We start from the raw sequence: 18,265 nt of genomic DNA on the forward strand, positions 1-18,265 counted from the left end.
GGCGGCCGGTTTTGAACTGCGCACAGGTATCTCGGCAAAATATAGACGAGCGGCGCCGCGGAACGAAACGACCTTTCGCGCCGGGAACATGACCGAAAGAAGTAGCGACGGCGCCGGGCCGGCGACGCGCCTTAGATGTCGAGCGGATCGACTTCCAGATTCCAGCGCAGCACGCCTTTCAGGCCGCGCAGCAGCGGCTGCCAGGCACGCAAGGTCGCCTGCAAGGCGGCCCGCGACGCGCTCTCGATCAGCAATTGCGCGCGGTGCACGTGCATTACTTTGACGATGGTGAGCGGCACCGCGTCGTAGACCGTCACGCGTTCGGCGGCCGCAATGCCGGTCAACTCGGCCGCCGCCTGTTGCAGGAAGGCGAGCGCGGCTTCGAGCGTGCGACCTTCGGCGCGCAGCAAAGCCTGATAGACGAATGGCGGCAAGTGCGCGTCACGCCGTTCGGCCAGCGTGGAATTGGCGAAGCCGACATAGTCGTGGCGCCCCAACGCGTGATAGAGCGCGTGGCGCGGATAGCGTGTCTGCACGAGCACTTCACCCGGCAAACCCGCACGGCCTGCCCGGCCGCTCACCTGCATCAGTTGCGCGAAAAGGCGTTCACTCGCGCGGAAGTCGTGGGAAAACAACGCGGTGTCGGCGTTCAGCACGCCGACCAGCGATACGCGCTGAAAGTCGTGACCTTTGGCGATCATCTGCGTGCCGACAAGGATATCGACTTCGCCCGCGTGGACGTCGGAGAACAGCGCTTGCGCGCTGCCTTTACGACGCGTGCTGTCGGCGTCGATCCGCAAGATGCGGGCGCCGGGCACCGCGCTCGCCAGCGTTTCTTCAACGCGCTGCGTGCCGCGGCCCATCGGCGCGATATCCACGTTGCCGCACTCCGGGCACGAACGCGGGATACGCGCTTCCCAGCCGCAGTGGTGGCAGCGCAGCGCGCGCTCGGGCTTATGCAGCACGACATACGCGCTGCACCGTGGACAACCGGCGACCCAGCCGCAGGCATCGCAGGCAAGCTGCGGCGCGTAACCGCGGCGGTTCAGGAACACCAGGCTTTGCTCGCCGCGTTCGAGCCGCGCCTTCAGCGCCGCGATCAGCGGCCCCGACAAACCTTCCACCGATGCCCGCCCGCGCCGCCTCTCCTCTTCCAGATCGATCAGTTTGACGGTGGGCAAAACGGCCTCGGCGACGGCACGGCGCGACAAGGTGAGCCGCTTGTAGCGGCCCTGGTCCGCCTGCCACCAGCTTTCCAGCGACGGCGTGGCCGAACCGAGCACGACCGGCAAGCCGAGTTGCTTGGCGCGATAAATCGCCAGATCGCGCGCCGAGTAACGCAAACCTTCCTGCTGCTTGTAAGCCGGATCGTGCTCCTCGTCGACGACGATGATCGCGAGCTGGGGCAGCGACGCCAGCACCGCCAGCCGCGTGCCGAGCACGATGCGCGCGCGGCCGGTGTGCGCAGCGAACCAGTTGCGGGCGCGCTCGCCTTCCGCGAGGCCGCTGTGCAGCGTGACGATCGACGTGCCCTCGAGCGCGGCGAAGCGCGCACGGAAGGCCGCTTCGAACTGCGGCGTGAGATTGATTTCGGGGACGAGGACGAGCGCCTGGGCGTCGGGCTTCGCGGCCAAAATCTCCGCGAGCGCGCGCAAATAGACCTCCGTTTTGCCGCTGCCCGTCACGCCGTGCAGCAGAAACGGCGCAAAGCCGTCGGCATCGCGGATGGCTTCGACGGCTGCCGCCTGCTCGTCCGTGAGCGTGGGCAGCGCGGGCGCGGGCACGTCAGCCGAAGCGGCTGTGGCCAGCGCCGCCGCGGCTTCGATAACGTCCAATGCAACCCAGCCCTCCGCCCGCCAGGCGTCGAGTGTTGCAATCGCTTTGGGGTGTAGCGCGCGGGCGTCGGCGGCAAGCAGGAACTCTGTTTCGGCCAACGCCTGCGCCAATTTCCGCAAGGCGCTTGCCCGCGCCGGCAGGGCATCGGGCAACGCGACGCGGCCTGCGGGCGTGAGACTGTAGCGCTCTTCCGGCGCGAACAGGCGCGACCAGCGCGACGCATCGCGCAACGCCTGTGGCAACGCGGGCAACGCAACCTCTCCGAGGCCGCGCTGGTAGTAGTCGGCGGCAAACGCGGCCAGCTTCAGCCATTCCGACGACACCGGCGGGCAGGCGGTGCACACGCCTTCTACGGAACGAAGACGATCTGCCGGCACGTCGCTGTGAGCGGTCACTTCGCAGACGAGCCCGACGACATGGCGTTTCCCGAACGGCACGCTCACCAGCATGCCCGGCGCGACAGGCACAGGCGTGTCGAAACGGTAGTCGAACAAGGTCGCCAGCGGATGGTCGAGTGCGACGCGGACGAACACCTCGCTCACGCGTCAGCAGGCATGAGAGGAATGAGCGCGACACGATGCCACATCGTGGTGCCCATTGAGCAGACGGCGAATCCGTAGAAGTTAAAGTAAAACTTCAATTTCGGCGCTAAGTTTTGGATTCCGCTGAACAATTGCAATCGGTCCGAGTGCCTGTGGATAACTTTGTTGAGAACTTCGCCCGGACGGCCCGGGAACCGCGCCGCAGCGGCCTTCTGTGGGGTTCCGCACAGTCTGGCCAGAACCCGTCAAACCCTTGCCAGACAAGGCTTAGATCAAATGCGCCTGCAATGTGCAAGGGCCAGGACACGACTAAAGCTTCTACCGCGCCGCAGCGTGATGAATGTGCATAAGTCAAGTCTTGACTTTCGCAGGACCGCCGTCCGACGGCCTGTTAGCTGCAAATTTCCCCTTAGACCGAGAGCCCAGTTCGCTGCAATGCAACAAAAAATGGTAACGATTACGGCTTCATGCCGGTGCATGAGCGCCGCTGCGAATCGCCCGGCTATGACGATGCACCTCGTCGACGAGCTCGGCGACGTTCTCCGGCGGTGTGAACTGCGAAATGCCGTGGCCGAGATTGAACACGTGGCCGGGATGATTCCCGAAGCTGTCGAGCACCGCGCGCGCTTCCATGCGGATTGAAGCCGGCGGCGCGAACAGCACCGATGGATCGATATTGCCCTGTAGCGCCACCTTCCCACCCACGCGCTCGCGCGCTTTGCTCAGGTTCACCGTCCAGTCGAGGCCGACTGCATCCACGCCGGTTTCGGCGATTTCGTCGAGCCACAGCCCGCCGCCCTTCGTGAAGGTAATGACCGGGACTTTTTCGCCGCCGTGGTCGCGCTTCAACTGACTCACCACCTGCTGGATGTACTGCAGCGAGAAACGTTGATACACGCCGTCAGCCAGCGCCCCGCCCCACGTGTCGAAAATCATTACGGCTTGCGCGCCGGCTTCGATCTGGGCGTTCAAATACGCGGCGACCGAGCGCGCGTTGACGTCGAGAATGCGGTGCATCAGATCCGGACGCGCATAGAGCATCGACTTCACCGTGCGGAAATCCGCCGACCCGCCGCCTTCGACCATGTAGCACGCGAGCGTCCACGGACTGCCCGAAAAGCCGATCAGCGGTACGCGTTGACGGCCTTGCGCGTCGGTCAGCGCGGTGCGAATTTCGCGCACGGCGTCGGTCACGTAGCGCAGCGTGGCGTCGATGTCCGGCACCGCGAGGCGCGCGACGTCGTCTTCCGTGCGAACCGGGCGAACAAACTTAGGACCCTCGCCGGTCACGAATTCGAGGCCGAGACCCATGGCGTCGGGCACGGTGAGGATGTCGGAGAACAGGATCGCGGCGTCGAGCGGATAACGGTCGAGCGGCTGCAACGTGACTTCTGTCGCGTACGCTGGGCTCTTCGCCAAACCGAGAAAACTGCCCGCGCGACCGCGCGTGGCGTTGTATTCCGGCAGGTAGCGGCCAGCTTGCCGCATCAGCCAGATCGGCGTGTAGTCGGTCGGCTGGCGCAGCAGTGCGCGCAGGAAAGTGTCGTTCAGGAGTTTATGGGCCACGTTGCGTACGACTGAGGGCAAAGGGGCATTTTACCGGAGCCTGCCCGCCGCATCGTGCTTGATCCGGCCAATAACTGTCGGGCGCGTCGTTCGCGGCCGGTTTTAGGTGGGCTGGCCGTGGCGTCATGACCTGGCCGAACGGCCAATGTTCAAGCGCAAATTGCCGGGCTATCATCCAACGGACTTACCAAACAATTACTTACAACCAAGGAGACTCGATGAACAAGGCAGCACTCGCACTGCTCGGCACGCTGGCCGGCGTTTTGATGCACGCTGGCGTGGCTGGGGCACAGACCAGCGCCACCACGGCAACGCCCTCGCGGCTCGACGAAATTCTCGCGCGCGGCACGCTGCGCGCCTGCACGACGGGCGACTACAAGCCGTATTCGTTTTACAAGGCGGACGGCCAGTTCGAAGGCATTGATATCGACATGACGGAGTCGCTCGCCAAGTCGCTCGGCGTCAAGACGGAGTACATCAAGACGTCTTGGTCGAATCTGATGAACGACTTTGTCGCCAAGTGCGATGTGGGCGTGGGCGGTGTGTCGCCGACCCTCGAGCGGCAGAAGCGCGCGTTTTTCACGCAGGCCTACATGGTCGACGGTAAGACGCCGATCGTTCGGTGCGACGACGTCAACAAATATCAAACCGTCGCGCAAATCGACCAGCCGGCGACACGCGTGATCGTCAATCCGGGCGGCACCAATGAGCGCTTCGCGAAACAGTATTTTCCGCACGCGAACCTGACCGTCTATCCGGATAACGTGACGATCTTCAAGCAGATCCTCGCCGGCAAGGCGGATGTGATGGTGACGGACGCGTCGGAAACTCTGTTGCAGCAAAAGTTGAATCCCGGTCTGTGCTCGGTTCATCCGGACAAGCCGTTCCAGTACGGTGAAAAGGCCTGGCTCTTACCGCGCGGCGATGTGGCGTTCCAGCAATACGTCGACCAATGGTTGCACCTCGCGCGGGCAACAGGCGAATACCAAGCCATTTCGGACAAGTGGCTGAAGTAGCGTAACGCGCTTTTTGGCCGCCCCCGTTTCCATTTTTCGCTGTGAGACGGTGGCGGTCGAGAAACGCCAAATGACCACGTTCACGCGCCAATCATGTAACGGTACAAGGCGCTGTTAAGTGAAACCCGAACAATAATGCCATCACAGCCCTCGGTCAGCGCGGTCTTTGCACCCCAATTGCGCGTACAGGCGGATGTTGCGATGCAATGCGGCCGCACCAGTTCGATTGCGGAAACTCGCGAGGTCGGGCAAGGACCTGTAACACGGGGAATTCTCCGCCCAAAAGATGAATGTGCAACCATTTCATGCAGAATCGACTTAACGGATTACGCCGCACTATGCGTCGCGAATAGCATCAATCAGGCGTATGAAATTGCGAGCGAGTCATCGGTAAAAATTACGTTTCAATCGTATCGTTTTGGCAAAATATCCTGTAGCGCCTTATCTGGCGGGCGTTACAACCTGAAACACTTTGTTACCGCGCTCGTAGATTAATTCGCCCACAATGCCCTCACGGTTTCAACACGGATGTGGCTGGGTGCTTGGTGTGAGCGGATACGATGCACTTGCCGGTCGGCCTATGCCGAAGCCCTGTAAAGGGGCATCCCTGCTGGGGCCGTAGTCGACGCAGGGTCGTCGTCTCAGTCGGTTCCTTCTTTGGTCTCCTCGCGCTAACCCCGTAGCGTGTGGTTTTTAGCGGGCTCCAGGCCCGCTTTTTTTTCGTCTGGCCAAACGTTTGCGCACTGCAGTAAGGCGATATATCGAGCATATTCGCGGCACTTGAGCGAACTTGCGCGGCAAACGATTTGCCCCCTCTGCTTTATCTTGTTGCCTCGTCAGCCGATCCGCGGCGCGCGACGTTTTTGCCCGCGCGGACTGCCATTCAGAGTCACGCCGTCTTGTCTTCCCGCAGCTTCAATTCGCTGATCATCTGCTCGCGCATGATGAACTTCTGCACCTTGCCGGTGACGGTCATCGGCAGTTCATCGACGAAGCGGATGTACTTCGGCACCTTGTAGTGCGCAATCTGCCCGTGGCAGAACTGCTGGATCTCTTCAGCCGTCACCTGCTCGCCCGAACGCAATACGACCCACGCACACACCTCCTCGCCGTACTTCGTGTCAGGGACGCCGAACACCTGCACGCTCTGAATCTTCGGATGCCGGAACAGAAACTCCTCGATCTCGCGCGGATAGATGTTCTCGCCGCCGCGAATCAGCATGTCCTTCAGCCGGCCGACTATGTTGCAGTAGCCTTCGGCATCGAGCGTCGCCAGATCGCCGGTATGCATCCAGCCGTCGACAATACTTTCGCGCGTCTTCGCCTCGTCGCCCCAGTAGCCCTGCATCACCGAATAACCGCGCGTGCATAGCTCGCCGGTTTCACCCACCGGCACGATCGCGCCGAGAGGATCGACGATTTTCACTTCCAGATGCGGCTGGATGCGGCCGACCGTTGTCGTGCGCTTGTCGAGCGGATCGGTCGTCGAGCTCTGGAAAGAGACCGGGCTGGTTTCCGTCATGCCATAGGCGATAGTGATTTCGCTCAGATGCATTCTGGAAACGACCTTCTTCATGGTTTCGATCGGGCAAGGCGAGCCCGCCATGATGCCGGTGCGCAAGCGCGAGAAGTCGTAGGTGGCGAAGTTCGGATGATCGAGTTCGGCGATAAACATGGTCGGCACGCCATGCAACGCGGTGCACTGCTCTTCCGCGACAGCGGCCAGCGTTGCGGCTGGGTCGAAGCCCTCGCCCGGAAACACCATTTTGGCGCCAACCGACACGCATGCCAGCACCGCCAGCACCATGCCGAAACAGTGGTACAGCGGGACGGGGATGCATAAACCGTCCTGCTCGCTCAGCCGCATCGCCATCGCAATGTAACGTGCGTTATTCACCACGTTACTGTGGGTCAGCGTCGCGCCCTTTGGATTGCCTGTCGTGCCGCTGGTGAACTGGATATTGATCGGCTCGTGGCAGGAGAGCGTGGCACCGATGGCGTCGAGCTTCGCCACGTCGAGGCACACGCGCCCGCGCTCGATCACGTCGGAAAAGGTCAGCATGCCGGGCGTTTCTGTGTCGCACATACGAATCACATAGCGCAATTCCGGCAACCTCGCCGCGTGCAGTTCACCGGGCGCCTGCGTGGCCAGTTCGGGCGCGAGCGCCTGCAGCATCTCCAGGTACATGGACGTCTTGAAGCGCTCGGCGGCGATGATTGCCTTGCACCCGACCTTGTTAAGCGCGTACTCGAGCTCCGCGAGCCTGTATGCGGGATTGATATTGACCAGCACAGCACCGATGCGCGCGGTAGCAAATTGGGTCAGTAACCATTCCACGCGATTTGGCGACCAGATGCCCACGCGGTCACCTTTCGCGATACCAAGCGTGAGCAGCCCTGCTGCCAAAATATCGACTTCTTCAGCGAATTCCTTCCATGTCCACCGAATGAGTTGCTCACGAAACACCACGGCCGGACGGTCCGGAAAGCTTGCCGCCGTATCGCGCAGAAACCGGCCGACCGTCGCTTCGCTCAGCGGAATGTCGGTCGACCCGCGGACATAGGACAGCCCGTCTTTGGGTTCGATGAGTGCACCTTCGCCTGACGCATGCGTTGCCATGGTGTTGTCTCCGTGAGCTCAGCGGAAGCTCGTCTATTGAAATGAATTTGAAATCGATTGTGCCACCGGCGTGTGTCGCTCCGGCATCAAGTCTTACCCGCAGCGCATTGCGCGGCTGCGCGAAGCGAAGCGCCGCGTTGAATCAAAACACAATTTTGCTTACCTTTCCGTAAACGTCAAGCCGAGATCAAAAAAAAGCAGCCGCGAAGGCTGCTTTCTCTCTGATACGTTTTGCCTAGTTCTGACCGCGCAGCTTGCGCAGACGCTGAATCGCAGCGAGCTGAGCCGTCGCGTACGCCAGTTCCGCTTGCGCGGTCGCGTATTCGAGGTTCGAACCCGTGTTCTGCAGCGCTTCTTCCGCACGCTTGCGTGCATCTTCAGCCTTGGCTTCGTCGAGATCCTTGCCGCGAATAGCCGTGTCGGCGAGAACCGTCACAGCGCCCGGCTGGATTTCGAGGATGCCGCCGGCGACGAAGACAAACTCTTCTTCACCGTTTTCAGCTTCGATGCGCACCGCACCCGGACGAATCCGCGTGATGAGCGGCGTGTGGCCCGGCAGAATGCCGAGTTCACCTGCTTCGCCCGGCAGCGCGACGAACTTCGCCTGGCCCGAGAAGATCTGCTCTTCCGCGCTGACGACGTCTACCTTGATTGTTGCCATAAGTGTCGACTCCTGTGGCGACCAGAGTTGGCGCTTTAGCGCTTACTCGGGTCCCCTGCAAAGCTCGACGAGAGCTAACGCTTTAGCGCTGACTCTCGTCCCATGCAAGGCTGGGTTGAGCGTATTAAGAGGCGCCGGCTTCGGGATTCGATACTGTGATGGTATCTGTTCCGCGCGGACGCCGGCGCCCGCTTCGTTACACCCGACCTTTACTGGATCTTCTTGGCCTTTTCGAAGGCTTCGTCGATCGTGCCGACCATGTAGAACGCTTGTTCCGGCAGGTGGTCGCACTCGCCGTCGACGATCATCTTGAAGCCACGGATCGTCTCCTTCAGCGGCACGTACTTGCCCGGCGAGCCCGTGAACACTTCTGCGACGTGGAACGGCTGCGACAGGAAACGCTGGATCTTACGAGCGCGCGCCACGGCGAGCTTGTCTTCCGGCGCCAGTTCGTCCATGCCCAGAATCGCGATAATGTCGCGCAGTTCCTTGTAGCGCTGCAGCGTTTGCTGCACGCCGCGCGTGATCGAGTAGTGTTCTTCGCCGATCACGTTCGGGTCGATCTGACGCGAGGTCGAATCGAGCGGGTCGACTGCGGGGTAGATACCCAGCGAAGCGATGTCACGCGACAACACGACCGTTGCGTCCAAGTGGCCGAAAGTCGTAGCCGGCGACGGGTCGGTCAAGTCATCCGCAGGGACGTACACGGCCTGAACCGACGTGATCGAGCCAGTCTTGGTCGACGTAATACGCTCTTGCAGCTTGCCCATTTCTTCAGCCAGCGTCGGCTGATAGCCCACTGCCGACGGCATACGGCCGAGCAGTGCCGACACTTCCGTGCCTGCCAGCGTGAAACGGTAGATGTTGTCGACGAAGAACAGCACGTCGAGACCTTCGTCACGGAAGTGCTCAGCCATCGTCAGGCCGGTCAGCGCGACGCGCAGCCGGTTGCCCGGCGGCTCGTTCATCTGGCCGTACACCAGCGCGACCTTGTCGAGAACGTTCGAGTCCTTCATTTCGTGATAGAAGTCGTTCCCTTCGCGGGTACGCTCGCCAACACCGGCGAACACGGAATAACCACCGTGTTCCTTAGCAATGTTGTTGATCAGTTCCATCATGTTCACGGTCTTGCCCACGCCGGCGCCACCGAACAGACCAACCTTACCGCCCTTGGCGAACGGGCAGATCAGGTCAATAACCTTGATGCCGGTTTCGAGCAGTTCCGTCGACGGCGACAGTTCGTCGAACGCCGGAGCCTTCTGGTGAATACCGCGAACCACGTCCGAGTTGATCGGGCCGGCTTCGTCGATCGGGCGACCCAGCACGTCCATGATCCGGCCGAGGGTCGGCTTGCCGACCGGCACGCTGATCGGCTTGCCGGTGTTCTTCACCGTCGTACCACGGCGCAGACCGTCCGATGCACCCAGACAGATGGTACGGACGACGCCGTCGCCCAGCTGTTGCTGGACTTCGAGGGTCAGTTCCGAACCTTCGAGAATGAGCGCGTCGTAAATCTTCGGCATCTGGTCGCGCGGAAATTCCACGTCGATCACCGCGCCGATGCACTGTACGATCTTGCCTTCTACCAAAGCAGTAGTACTCATCGCTTTTCCTTTAGATACTCAATTCTTCACTCGCGCAAAGGCGCAGTTTGGATGGGGGCGCCTAGCCGGGGTGCGCCGCGAAGGCGCACACGAAGCGGCGTGCCTGACCGTCAAGGTCAGACTGCCGCCGCGCCACCGACGATTTCCGACAGTTCTTTCGTGATCGCGGCCTGACGGCTCTTGTTGTACACGAGCTGCAGTTCGTTGATGACCGTCTTCGCGTTGTCCGAAGCGGCCTTCATTGCGACCATTCGTGCCGACTGTTCCGATGCCATGTTTTCCGCGACGGCCTGATAAACCAGCGCTTCGACATAACGCACCAGCAGTTCGTCCACCACTGCCTGCGCATCCGGCTCGTAGATGTAGTCCCACTGCGTGCTCGGCGTCGCGCCGTCTTCTTCCTTGCGCTCGAACTGGTCCGCCGACAGCGGCAGCAGTTGCTCGATCACCGGCTCCTGCTTCATCGTATTGACGAAGCGCGTGTACGCCAGGTACACCGCCGAAACCTTGCCTTCCGAGTACAGGTCGAGCTGCACCTTCACCGCGCCGATCAGCTTTTCCAGATGCGGCGTATCGCCCAGATGCACGACATTCGACACCACCTTGGCGCGCAGACGATTCAGGAAACCCAGACCCTTGGTGCCGATCGCGGTTGCTTCGATCGTCTTGCCCTGGCCTTCCAGTTCCTTGAACTTCTGCAGCGACGCACGCAGCACGTTAGTGTTCATACCGCCGCACAGACCTTTATCGGTCGTAACGAGGATGATGCCGGCCGCCTTCGCGCCTTCGTTCGACACCATGAACGGGTGACGATACTCCGGGTTCGCACGGCTCATGTGTGCGGCGATATCGCGGACCTTGTCGGCATACGGGCGAGCAGCGCGCATGCGCTCCTGAGCGCGGCGCATCTTCGATGCGGCCACCATCTCCATCGCTTTCGTGATCTTGCGCGTGTTTTGCACGCTCTTGATCTTGCCGCGAATTTCCTTCATTCCAGCCATTGCTTGCTCCTTGATCGAAGCAGCGCGGGTTCAGTTGCCTGTGGGCCGCGCTGCTTCAAGGTCCGTTTATGCCTTGTAGGTCACTCGCGGATCAATAAGCGCCGGACTTCTTGAAGTCTTTGAGAGCCGTGTGCAGCAGGGCTTCGTCGTCCTTCGAGAGTTCCTTGGTGTCTTCGACGCGCTTGATCAGGTCTGCGTGCTTCGTCTTCAGGTAGTCGCGCAGGCCCTTTTCGAACGGCAGCACTTGCGCAACTTCCAGATCGTCGAGGTAGCCGTTGTTCGCTGCGAACAGCGCGACAGCCAGTTCCCACACTTGCAGCGGTTGATATTGCGGCTGCTTCAGCAGTTCCGTCACGCGGCGGCCGCGCTCCAGTTGCTTGCGGGTAGCTTCGTCGAGGTCCGAGGCGAACTGCGCGAACGCAGCCAGTTCACGGTACTGTGCGAGGTCGGTACGGATACCGCCCGACAGCTTCTTCACGACCTTCGTCTGAGCCGCACCACCAACGCGCGACACCGACACGCCGGCGTTAATTGCCGGGCGGATACCTGCGTTGAAAAGGTCGGTTTCCAGGAAGATCTGGCCGTCGGTAATCGAGATCACGTTCGTCGGAACGAATGCGGTCACGTCACCTGCTTGCGTTTCAATGACCGGCAGTGCCGTCAGCGAACCGCTCTTGCCCTTGACCTCACCGTTGGTGAACTTCTCGACGTAGTCTTCCGACACGCGAGCAGCACGTTCCAACAGACGCGAGTGCAGATAGAACACGTCGCCCGGGTAAGCTTCACGGCCCGGCGGACGGCGCAGCAGCAGCGAGATCTGACGGTATGCCCAAGCTTGCTTGGTCAAATCGTCATAAACGATCAGCGCGTCTTGACCGCGGTCGCGGAAGTATTCGCCCATCGTGCAGCCGGCGTACGGCGCCAGATATTGCATGGCAGCCGATTCCGAAGCCGAAGCGGCCACGACGATCGTGTATTCCAGCGCGCCGGTTTCTTCCAGCTTGCGCACCACGTTCATGATCGACGAAGCCTTCTGGCCGATCGCGACGTAGATACAGAAGAGATTCTTGCCCTTCTGGTTGATGATCGCGTCGACTGCGACTGCGGTCTTGCCGCACTGGCGGTCGCCAATGATCAGCTCGCGCTGGCCACGGCCAACCGGCACCATCGCGTCGATCGACTTCAGACCGGTTTGGACCGGCTCCGAAACCGACTTACGCCAGATCACGCCCGGAGCGATCTTTTCGATTGCATCGGTTTTCTTCGCGTTGATCGGGCCCTTGCCGTCGATCGGGTTGCCGAGTGCGTCGACCACGCGGCCAAGCAGTTCCGGACCCACCGGCACTTCCAGAATGCGGCCGGTCGTCTTGACCACGTCGCCTTCCGAAATGTGTTCGTACTCGCCCAGAATCACGGCGCCGACCGAGTCGCGCTCGAGGTTCAGCGCGAGACCGAAGGTGTTGCCCGGGAATTCGAGCATTTCGCCCTGCATCACTTCCGACAGGCCGTGGATACGCACGATACCGTCGGTCACGGAGATCACGGTGCCCTGGTTGCGAACGTCTGCGCTCGCTTCAAGGCCCTGGATCCGGCTCTTGATCAGCTCGCTGATCTCAGAGGGATTGAGTTGCATTATTCGCTCCTGATAGTCAATTCTGTTGCGTGCCAGCCGCTTCAGCGCGTGAGGCGCTTCAGGCCGTCAGAGCCGTTTGCATGCTGGCAAGCCGCGCGCGGACCGAGGTATCGAGCACTTCGTCGCCGACTGTCACGCGTACGCCGCCGATCAACGACGGGTCGATCTCGACCGTCGGCTTCAGCTTGCGTTTGAACTTGCGTTCGAGACTTGCGACGAGGTCGTTCAACTGCGCGCCTTCGAGCGGGAATGCGCTGACGATCAGCACATCGGCCGCCCCTTCGCGGGCGTTCTTCAACTCTTCGAACTGCACAGCGATTTCCGGCAGCAATTGCAGACGATGGTTGTCCACCAGCATTTGCACCAGATTCTTCGCTTGCGCGTTGTCCTTGAGCGGCGACTTGACCGCGGCCAGCAGCAGTTCGCTAACCTGGGCGCGGCTTACTTTCGGGCTCGAGGCGATCGACAGCACTTCGGGCAGACGCGCAACCTGTGCCAGCTCCTGCACGAGCGTGGACCAGGCGGCGATGTCACCAGCTTCGGCCACGCCAAACAGCGCTTCTGCGTACGGACGGGCGATGGTTGCAAGTTCGGCCATGATCAGAGCTCGGCTTTCAGTTGATTCAGCAGGTCAGCATGAGCTGCCTGGTCGACTTCGCGCTTCAGGATCTGTTCAGCGCCCTTCACAGCGAGTGCGGCGACTTCGCCGCGCAGCGTTTCGCGCGCTTTCACGACTTGCTGCTCCGCGTCGGCCTTCGCTTGCGCGATGATGCGAGCGGCTTCAGCCTGTGCCTGAGCCTTGATTTCGTCAGCGACTGCCACAGCGCGCTTTTCTGCGTCAGCAATACGTTGCTGACCGTCGTTGCGTGCCTGAGCGAGTTCCTGGTCGACGCGCTTGTGAGCGGCTTCGAGTTCTGCCTTGCCCTTTTCAGCAGCGGACAGACCGTCAGCAATCTTCTTTGAGCGCTCGTCGAGGGCGTTGATCAGCGGCGGCCACACGAACTTCATCGTGAACCACGCGAGGATCAGGAACACGACCATTTGCGCAAACAGGGTTGCGTTGAGATTCACGGTGTTTCCTTAAACGTTGCTAGTTCGGAAAGTGAAACGGCAAGGCGCTCATCGATTCTGTATTCGATCAGCGCCCGAGTGCCCGTTCCGCCCTGCGCCTTTACCAGTTATAGCTCAGGCGCAAACTTCCGAGGAACCTCAGCCTGCCAGCTTCGACAGCAGCGGGTTCGCGAACGCAAACAGCATTGCCACACCAACGCCAATCAGGAACGCCGCGTCGATCAGACCAGCCAGCAGGAACATCTTGGTTTGCAGCGGGTTCATCAGTTCAGGCTGACGTGCACATGCTTCGATGTACTTGCCGCCCATCAGGCCGATACCGATACAGGCGCCGATTGCACCCAGGCCGATGATGATGCCGATACCGATGGCGGTCAGACCCTGGATGTTGGCGATGAAAGCTTGCATGATCACTCCTTTGTGAAAAGTCTTTTAGAACTGGTTGGAACTGGGATTTAAATGAAACAAAACTAAAAACAATTCGTCGTGCGACACGCCGTGATTAGTGGCTGTCGTGTGCCTGTCCGATGTACACCAGCGTCAGCATCATGAAAATGAATGCTTGCAGCAGAACGATCAGGATGTGGAAGATCGCCCAAACCGTGCCAGCGATGACGTGGCCGATGAAGCCGAGCACTGACGCGTCCGCGCCGAAACCCCACATGCTGCCGAGCAGGGCAATCAGCAGGAACAACAGTTCGCCCGCGTACATGTTGCCGAACAGCCGAATGCCGAGCGAGACCGTCTTTGCGACGAACTCGATAATGTTCAGTGCAAGGTTCGGGATCCACAGGAGCGGATGCGCGCCGAACGGAGCGGACAGCAGTTCGTGCACGAAGCCGCCGGCGCCCTTGATCTTGAAGTTGTAGTAAATCATCAGCGCGAACACGCCGAGTGCGATGCCGAGCGTACCGTTCAGGTCGGCGGTCGGCACGATGCGGTGATGGGGAATGACTTCCGACAGACCCAGCCAGCCGATCACGCGACCCGGCAGATCGACGGGGATGAAGTCGAGCGAGTTCATGAGCGCGACCCAGACGAACACGGTCAGGGCCAGCGGTGCGATGAAGGTACGCGTGCCGTGGATCATCGACTTCGATTGATCCTCGACCATTTCAACCAGCATTTCGATCGCGCATTGGAAACGACCCGGCACGCCGGACGTTGCCTTGCGGGCAGCGAGATGCAGAATCAGGATCGTGGCCAGACCGCAAACGATCGACCAGAAAAGGGTGTCCAGATTCCAGACGTGAATGTCGAAAATCGACGTCTGGTGCGCTGTGGAAAAGTTCTGCAAGTGGTGCGCGATGTACTCGGACGGATCCAGAGCGCGCGTGCCTTCGCTAGCTGCCATATCGTTAATGCCACCCAAATTGTCGAAAATCGTCTTAGGCCGCTCCCGCAGCAATTCTGTATTGCGGGAACACGCCGGGTGCGGACCATGTCATATCCGCACTCCTGATGCCGGCGCTGCGCGCCAGCCTGAATTTTTTGCTGCTACTTTCGTTGCTGCTACCTTAGCGCCATGCTAAGGCGATCCAGTACGTCTTGAGCGCGATGAGGTAAGTCACGAGCAGCGGAACCCAGCGTACGTCGTGATAACAGAAGGCGATGGCTACAAACATCGCGATCGTTGTCCCCATCTTGAGCGCTTCGCCGATCATCCAGCTCATTGCTGTTTCGGCGCCGCTCAGCGTTCTCAGTCGTGCCGCGAACAACGCACTCGGCACCCAGCAGATCGCTCCTCCCAGGAACGCGGACAGCGCAGCAGCGCCCGGCGGCTTGTAGAACAGCCACCACACCAGCGTAGCACCCAGGGACAAAACCATTTGCGCTGCCACGACCTTGAAAGGCGTGACGCGCGATGGACGGCTCACGTTAGGACCAAATAGCTTTTCAGCTTCAGTCCGCGTGAGCGGAACGATATTGTTATCTTGCTGCTCGACATCCCACGCTTCGTCAGGTGTCGCTTGCTGACCGGTGGACGCAACGGAAGCTTTGCGTTCAGCGCGGTGTTCGTCGTGCCCATTCTTCGGCGCTTGATTCGACGTTTTGACCGCCATCGCAGTGTTCCGAAAGTCTTGTTCCAGCCCGCGAGCTTACGCTGCGCTTACGGGGTTGCCGTGCAATTAAATCCGGGCGATTGTAAGCGATAGTTGCAGGCAATTCAAGACTTTAGGCCGTTCAATAACCAGCGTGAAAAGGCTCTTCACGATGCGGGAACGGCTATCTCGCCGGGTGAAACACGTCAAATGTAAGGCTGTCGGGCGGCGCCAAAACACGTGGTGTGAAACGGGGGAACTTGCCCTCGTCGACGGGTCGTTTAAACGCCGTGGCAGACGTCTCGAAAACGCAACAAACGCCGATTTCTGCCCAAGCAAGTGGACATGGCGAGCGCTGCCGGGTAGGCGCACAGCGGTGCGCGCTGATTCGCGGATCAAAGCGGCGTGTGACGATCCATAAGCAAAGCCTTCGAGAAATATCCCCTCGCTCGCGCTACATGAATGTGCTGACGACGTAGAGGCCCACTCTCACCCTTGGCGTCAGACACGCCCTCCTCCGTGAAAGTTATCCCTGTCGAGTTTGCGGCGTAACCGTTTCGCGGCTCCCAACATCCGTCAGGCTCAAATGCGCTTGGATCGCGACGGCGGCATGACAGTGCTCGTGCCGGAGGCCGCAAACTTGGAAGCCAACGAACCCCACTAGACGACTCGATATATGAGCAATCCTGATTATCCAGCGTCGCTTTTATTTAGGAATCCATCGAATGCCGATATGGGCCACTGGCCGGCCGCAAAGTCCGATAAATACTATGCGCTTTTTGCAGACCCGCCGCGTCAAAAATCCACGGCGAGTCCAACAACCCGCGACCGGCAATCTGCCTTATCGCAAGCGATCAGATGCCTTTCCAGTCAATTCATCCATCAAGCCGTGGCGTTACCACGCAACCGGACCAGAATGCCTTCCAGCGCGTCCAGATCACCGAAGTCCACCAGCACCTGGCCGCGCCCGCGTCGGCCGAGCTTGATCTTGACCGTTGCCGCCAGCAAGTCCGACAGCTCTTCTTCGAGCCGCCGAGTATCGCGGCCACCGTCGCCGTTCGCGCGCGCCTTCACCGCTGGTGCGGCTTTTGTAGTCGCCGTCACGAGCTTTTCGGTCTCGCGCACCGACATGCGCTTGTTGACCACCTGATTGGCCAACGTGATTTGCGTCGCGGCGTCGACGGCCAGCAGCGCGCGAGCGTGACCCATGTCGAGATCGCCAGCCAACAGCATCGTCTGTACGGGCGACGCCAGGTTGAGCAGACGCAGCAGATTCGATACCGCGCTACGCGAGCGGCCGACCGACTCCGCCGCCTGCTCGTGAGTGAAATCGAACTCGTCGAGCAAGCGCTGGATGCCCTGCGCTTCTTCCAGCGGATTCAGATCCTCACGCTGAATGTTCTCGATCAGCGCCATCGCGGCGGCAGCCTGGTCCGGCACGTTCTTCACCAGCACCGGCACTTCGTCAAGGCCCGCGAGACGCGCCGCGCGAAACCGCCGCTCGCCGGCAATGATTTCGTAACGGTCCGCCGAGATGGGACGCACGAGGATCGGCTGCATCACGCCTTGCGCGCGGATGCTGGCCGCCAGTTCCTGCAATGCGCCCTCGTCCATGCGCGTACGTGGCTGATATTTGCCCGCTTGCATCTTGCTAAGCGGCAGCACGTTCGGCGCCCCTTCGATCGTGACGGCCTCGGTAATGTCTGCCGTGCCGCCCAGCAATGCTTCCAGGCCGCGGCCCAATCCCTTCTTTCTCGCTACTGCGTTCATCGTGCTTCCTCGATCCGCTTAGGATGCTTGGGGCGCGTCATTCAATGCGCGCACCCGTTCAATCATTTCCGCGCCGAACTGCACATACGCCTGCGCACCGCGCGATGCCCTGTCGAACACCACGCCCGGCAAACCATAGCTGGGCGCCTCGGCGAGACGCACGTTGCGCGGGATCACCACGTCGAACACCTTGTCGCCGAAATGCTCTTTCAGCTGATCTGAAACTTGCTGTTGCAACGTGATGCGCGGATCGAACATCACGCGCAACAGACCGATCACCTTCAGGTCGCGGTTGAGGTTTGCGTGCACCTGTTTGATGGTGTTGACTAGATCGGACAAGCCTTCGAGTGCGAAATACTCGCACTGCATCGGGATCACGACGCCGTGCGCTGCGCACAGGCCGTTGAGCGTCAGCAGCGACAAAGCAGGCGGGCAGTCGATCAGCACGAATTCATATTCGTTTTCGACCGCCGCGAGCGCAATCTTCAATTGACGCTCGCGGTTCTGCACACTGACTAGTTCAACCTCGGCGCCGGCGAGTTCGCGGTTCGCAGGCAGCACGTCGTAATCGACAGCCTCCGGCCGCACCCGCGCATCGGCCACGGCGACGCCGTCCACCAGCACTTCGTAGACGGTATTTGCGCATGCAGCCTTATCGATGCCGCTGCCCATCGTGGCGTTGCCCTGCGGGTCCAGATCGATGAGAAGGACTCGCTGTCCCTGCGCTGCCAAGCTCGCGGCCAGATTGACTGTGGTCGTCGTTTTGCCGACGCCGCCCTTCTGGTTCGCAACGCAGAAGATTTTTGCCATCGTTGGAGTGTCCCTTTTGCAGCTTGGATGAAGTAAAAATCGCAGGTGATGCCGGATCGGCTGTGGGGGCTGGCACGCGCCAGCCGCTGGCGC

At 60.8% G+C, this 18,265-nt stretch carries 15 protein-coding genes; 1 reads left to right on the top strand and 14 read right to left on the bottom strand.

Going from position 1 to position 18,265, the window contains the following annotated elements; genetic code table 11:
* Positions 1 to 131: 131 nt before the first annotated feature.
* Both BPHYT_RS19360 and hemE read right to left on the bottom strand, forming a co-directional pair.
* On the bottom strand, positions 132 to 2,378 hold the full coding sequence (locus BPHYT_RS19360) for a primosomal protein N' (RefSeq protein ID WP_012434796.1): 2,247 nt from the start codon (positions 2,376 to 2,378) through the stop codon (positions 132 to 134).
* Between the two features lie 465 nt (positions 2,379 to 2,843).
* Positions 2,844 to 3,944 carry a uroporphyrinogen decarboxylase gene (gene hemE, locus BPHYT_RS19365; protein ID WP_012434797.1) on the bottom strand — a complete coding sequence of 367 codons (1,101 nt, stop codon included), beginning with the start codon at positions 3,942 to 3,944 and terminating at the stop codon, positions 2,844 to 2,846.
* Between the two features lie 218 nt (positions 3,945 to 4,162).
* Between hemE and BPHYT_RS19370 the strand changes: the two genes are divergently transcribed.
* Positions 4,163 to 4,960, top strand: coding sequence for a transporter substrate-binding domain-containing protein (locus tag BPHYT_RS19370; RefSeq protein WP_012434798.1), 798 nt, complete (start codon positions 4,163 to 4,165; stop codon positions 4,958 to 4,960).
* 889 nt (positions 4,961 to 5,849) lie between these two features.
* On the opposite strand, the gene BPHYT_RS19375 is transcribed toward BPHYT_RS19370, so the two are convergent.
* The 12 genes from BPHYT_RS19375 to BPHYT_RS19430 form a co-directional block, all read right to left on the bottom strand.
* Positions 5,850 to 7,580: an AMP-binding protein gene (locus BPHYT_RS19375; protein WP_012434799.1), complete on the bottom strand. Its 1,731-nt coding sequence runs from the start codon at positions 7,578 to 7,580 to the stop codon at positions 5,850 to 5,852.
* 235 nt (positions 7,581 to 7,815) lie between these two features.
* Entirely contained in the window at positions 7,816 to 8,241 is a 426-nt protein-coding gene (locus BPHYT_RS19380) for a F0F1 ATP synthase subunit epsilon (RefSeq protein WP_012434800.1), read from the bottom strand.
* A 209-nt stretch (positions 8,242 to 8,450) separates the two neighbouring features.
* Positions 8,451 to 9,845 carry a F0F1 ATP synthase subunit beta gene (gene atpD / locus BPHYT_RS19385; RefSeq protein WP_012434801.1) on the bottom strand — a complete coding sequence of 465 codons (1,395 nt, stop codon included), beginning with the start codon at positions 9,843 to 9,845 and terminating at the stop codon, positions 8,451 to 8,453.
* A 116-nt stretch (positions 9,846 to 9,961) separates the two neighbouring features.
* Positions 9,962 to 10,846 carry a F0F1 ATP synthase subunit gamma gene (gene atpG, locus BPHYT_RS19390; RefSeq protein ID WP_012434802.1) on the bottom strand — a complete coding sequence of 295 codons (885 nt, stop codon included), beginning with the start codon at positions 10,844 to 10,846 and terminating at the stop codon, positions 9,962 to 9,964.
* A gap of 91 nt (positions 10,847 to 10,937) precedes the next feature.
* Positions 10,938 to 12,479, bottom strand: a complete 1,542-nt coding sequence (gene atpA, locus BPHYT_RS19395) for a F0F1 ATP synthase subunit alpha (protein ID WP_012434803.1) — start codon at positions 12,477 to 12,479, stop codon at positions 10,938 to 10,940.
* Positions 12,480 to 12,537: 58 nt separating this feature from the next.
* Complete coding sequence (locus BPHYT_RS19400) at positions 12,538 to 13,077, bottom strand: F0F1 ATP synthase subunit delta (RefSeq protein WP_012434804.1); 540 nt, start codon at positions 13,075 to 13,077, stop codon at positions 12,538 to 12,540.
* A 2-nt stretch (positions 13,078 to 13,079) separates the two neighbouring features.
* Entirely contained in the window at positions 13,080 to 13,550 is a 471-nt protein-coding gene (locus BPHYT_RS19405; protein ID WP_006050845.1) for a F0F1 ATP synthase subunit B, read from the bottom strand.
* A gap of 138 nt (positions 13,551 to 13,688) precedes the next feature.
* Complete coding sequence (gene atpE / locus BPHYT_RS19410) at positions 13,689 to 13,958, bottom strand: F0F1 ATP synthase subunit C (protein ID WP_007180033.1); 270 nt, start codon at positions 13,956 to 13,958, stop codon at positions 13,689 to 13,691.
* A 94-nt stretch (positions 13,959 to 14,052) separates the two neighbouring features.
* Positions 14,053 to 14,904 carry a F0F1 ATP synthase subunit A gene (atpB, locus tag BPHYT_RS19415; protein WP_012434805.1) on the bottom strand — a complete coding sequence of 284 codons (852 nt, stop codon included), beginning with the start codon at positions 14,902 to 14,904 and terminating at the stop codon, positions 14,053 to 14,055.
* A gap of 163 nt (positions 14,905 to 15,067) precedes the next feature.
* Positions 15,068 to 15,613, bottom strand: a complete 546-nt coding sequence (locus tag BPHYT_RS19420; RefSeq protein WP_012434806.1) for an ATP synthase subunit I — start codon at positions 15,611 to 15,613, stop codon at positions 15,068 to 15,070.
* 861 nt (positions 15,614 to 16,474) lie between these two features.
* Positions 16,475 to 17,362, bottom strand: coding sequence for a ParB/RepB/Spo0J family partition protein (locus BPHYT_RS19425; RefSeq protein ID WP_012434807.1), 888 nt, complete (start codon positions 17,360 to 17,362; stop codon positions 16,475 to 16,477).
* Positions 17,363 to 17,380: 18 nt separating this feature from the next.
* On the bottom strand, positions 17,381 to 18,172 hold the full coding sequence (locus BPHYT_RS19430) for a ParA family protein (protein WP_012434808.1): 792 nt from the start codon (positions 18,170 to 18,172) through the stop codon (positions 17,381 to 17,383).
* Positions 18,173 to 18,265: the final 93 nt, after the last annotated feature.

Source organism: Paraburkholderia phytofirmans PsJN, assembly GCF_000020125.1.
Lineage (GTDB): Bacteria > Pseudomonadota > Gammaproteobacteria > Burkholderiales > Burkholderiaceae > Paraburkholderia > Paraburkholderia phytofirmans.

Coding starts and splice junctions, on each gene's coding strand:
- BPHYT_RS19370 (WP_012434798.1), top strand. CDS start 4,163: ATGAACAAGGCAGCACTCGCACTGCTCGGCACGCTGGCCGGCGTTTTG.
- BPHYT_RS19375 (WP_012434799.1), bottom strand. CDS start 7,580: ATGGCAACGCATGCGTCAGGCGAAGGTGCACTCATCGAACCCAAAGAC.
- BPHYT_RS19380 (WP_012434800.1), bottom strand. CDS start 8,241: ATGGCAACAATCAAGGTAGACGTCGTCAGCGCGGAAGAGCAGATCTTC.
- atpD (WP_012434801.1), bottom strand. CDS start 9,845: ATGAGTACTACTGCTTTGGTAGAAGGCAAGATCGTACAGTGCATCGGC.
- atpG (WP_012434802.1), bottom strand. CDS start 10,846: ATGGCTGGAATGAAGGAAATTCGCGGCAAGATCAAGAGCGTGCAAAAC.
- atpA (WP_012434803.1), bottom strand. CDS start 12,479: ATGCAACTCAATCCCTCTGAGATCAGCGAGCTGATCAAGAGCCGGATC.
- BPHYT_RS19400 (WP_012434804.1), bottom strand. CDS start 13,077: ATGGCCGAACTTGCAACCATCGCCCGTCCGTACGCAGAAGCGCTGTTT.
- atpE (WP_007180033.1), bottom strand. CDS start 13,958: ATGCAAGCTTTCATCGCCAACATCCAGGGTCTGACCGCCATCGGTATC.
- atpB (WP_012434805.1), bottom strand. CDS start 14,904: ATGGCAGCTAGCGAAGGCACGCGCGCTCTGGATCCGTCCGAGTACATC.
- BPHYT_RS19420 (WP_012434806.1), bottom strand. CDS start 15,613: ATGGCGGTCAAAACGTCGAATCAAGCGCCGAAGAATGGGCACGACGAA.
- BPHYT_RS19425 (WP_012434807.1), bottom strand. CDS start 17,362: ATGAACGCAGTAGCGAGAAAGAAGGGATTGGGCCGCGGCCTGGAAGCA.
- BPHYT_RS19430 (WP_012434808.1), bottom strand. CDS start 18,172: ATGGCAAAAATCTTCTGCGTTGCGAACCAGAAGGGCGGCGTCGGCAAA.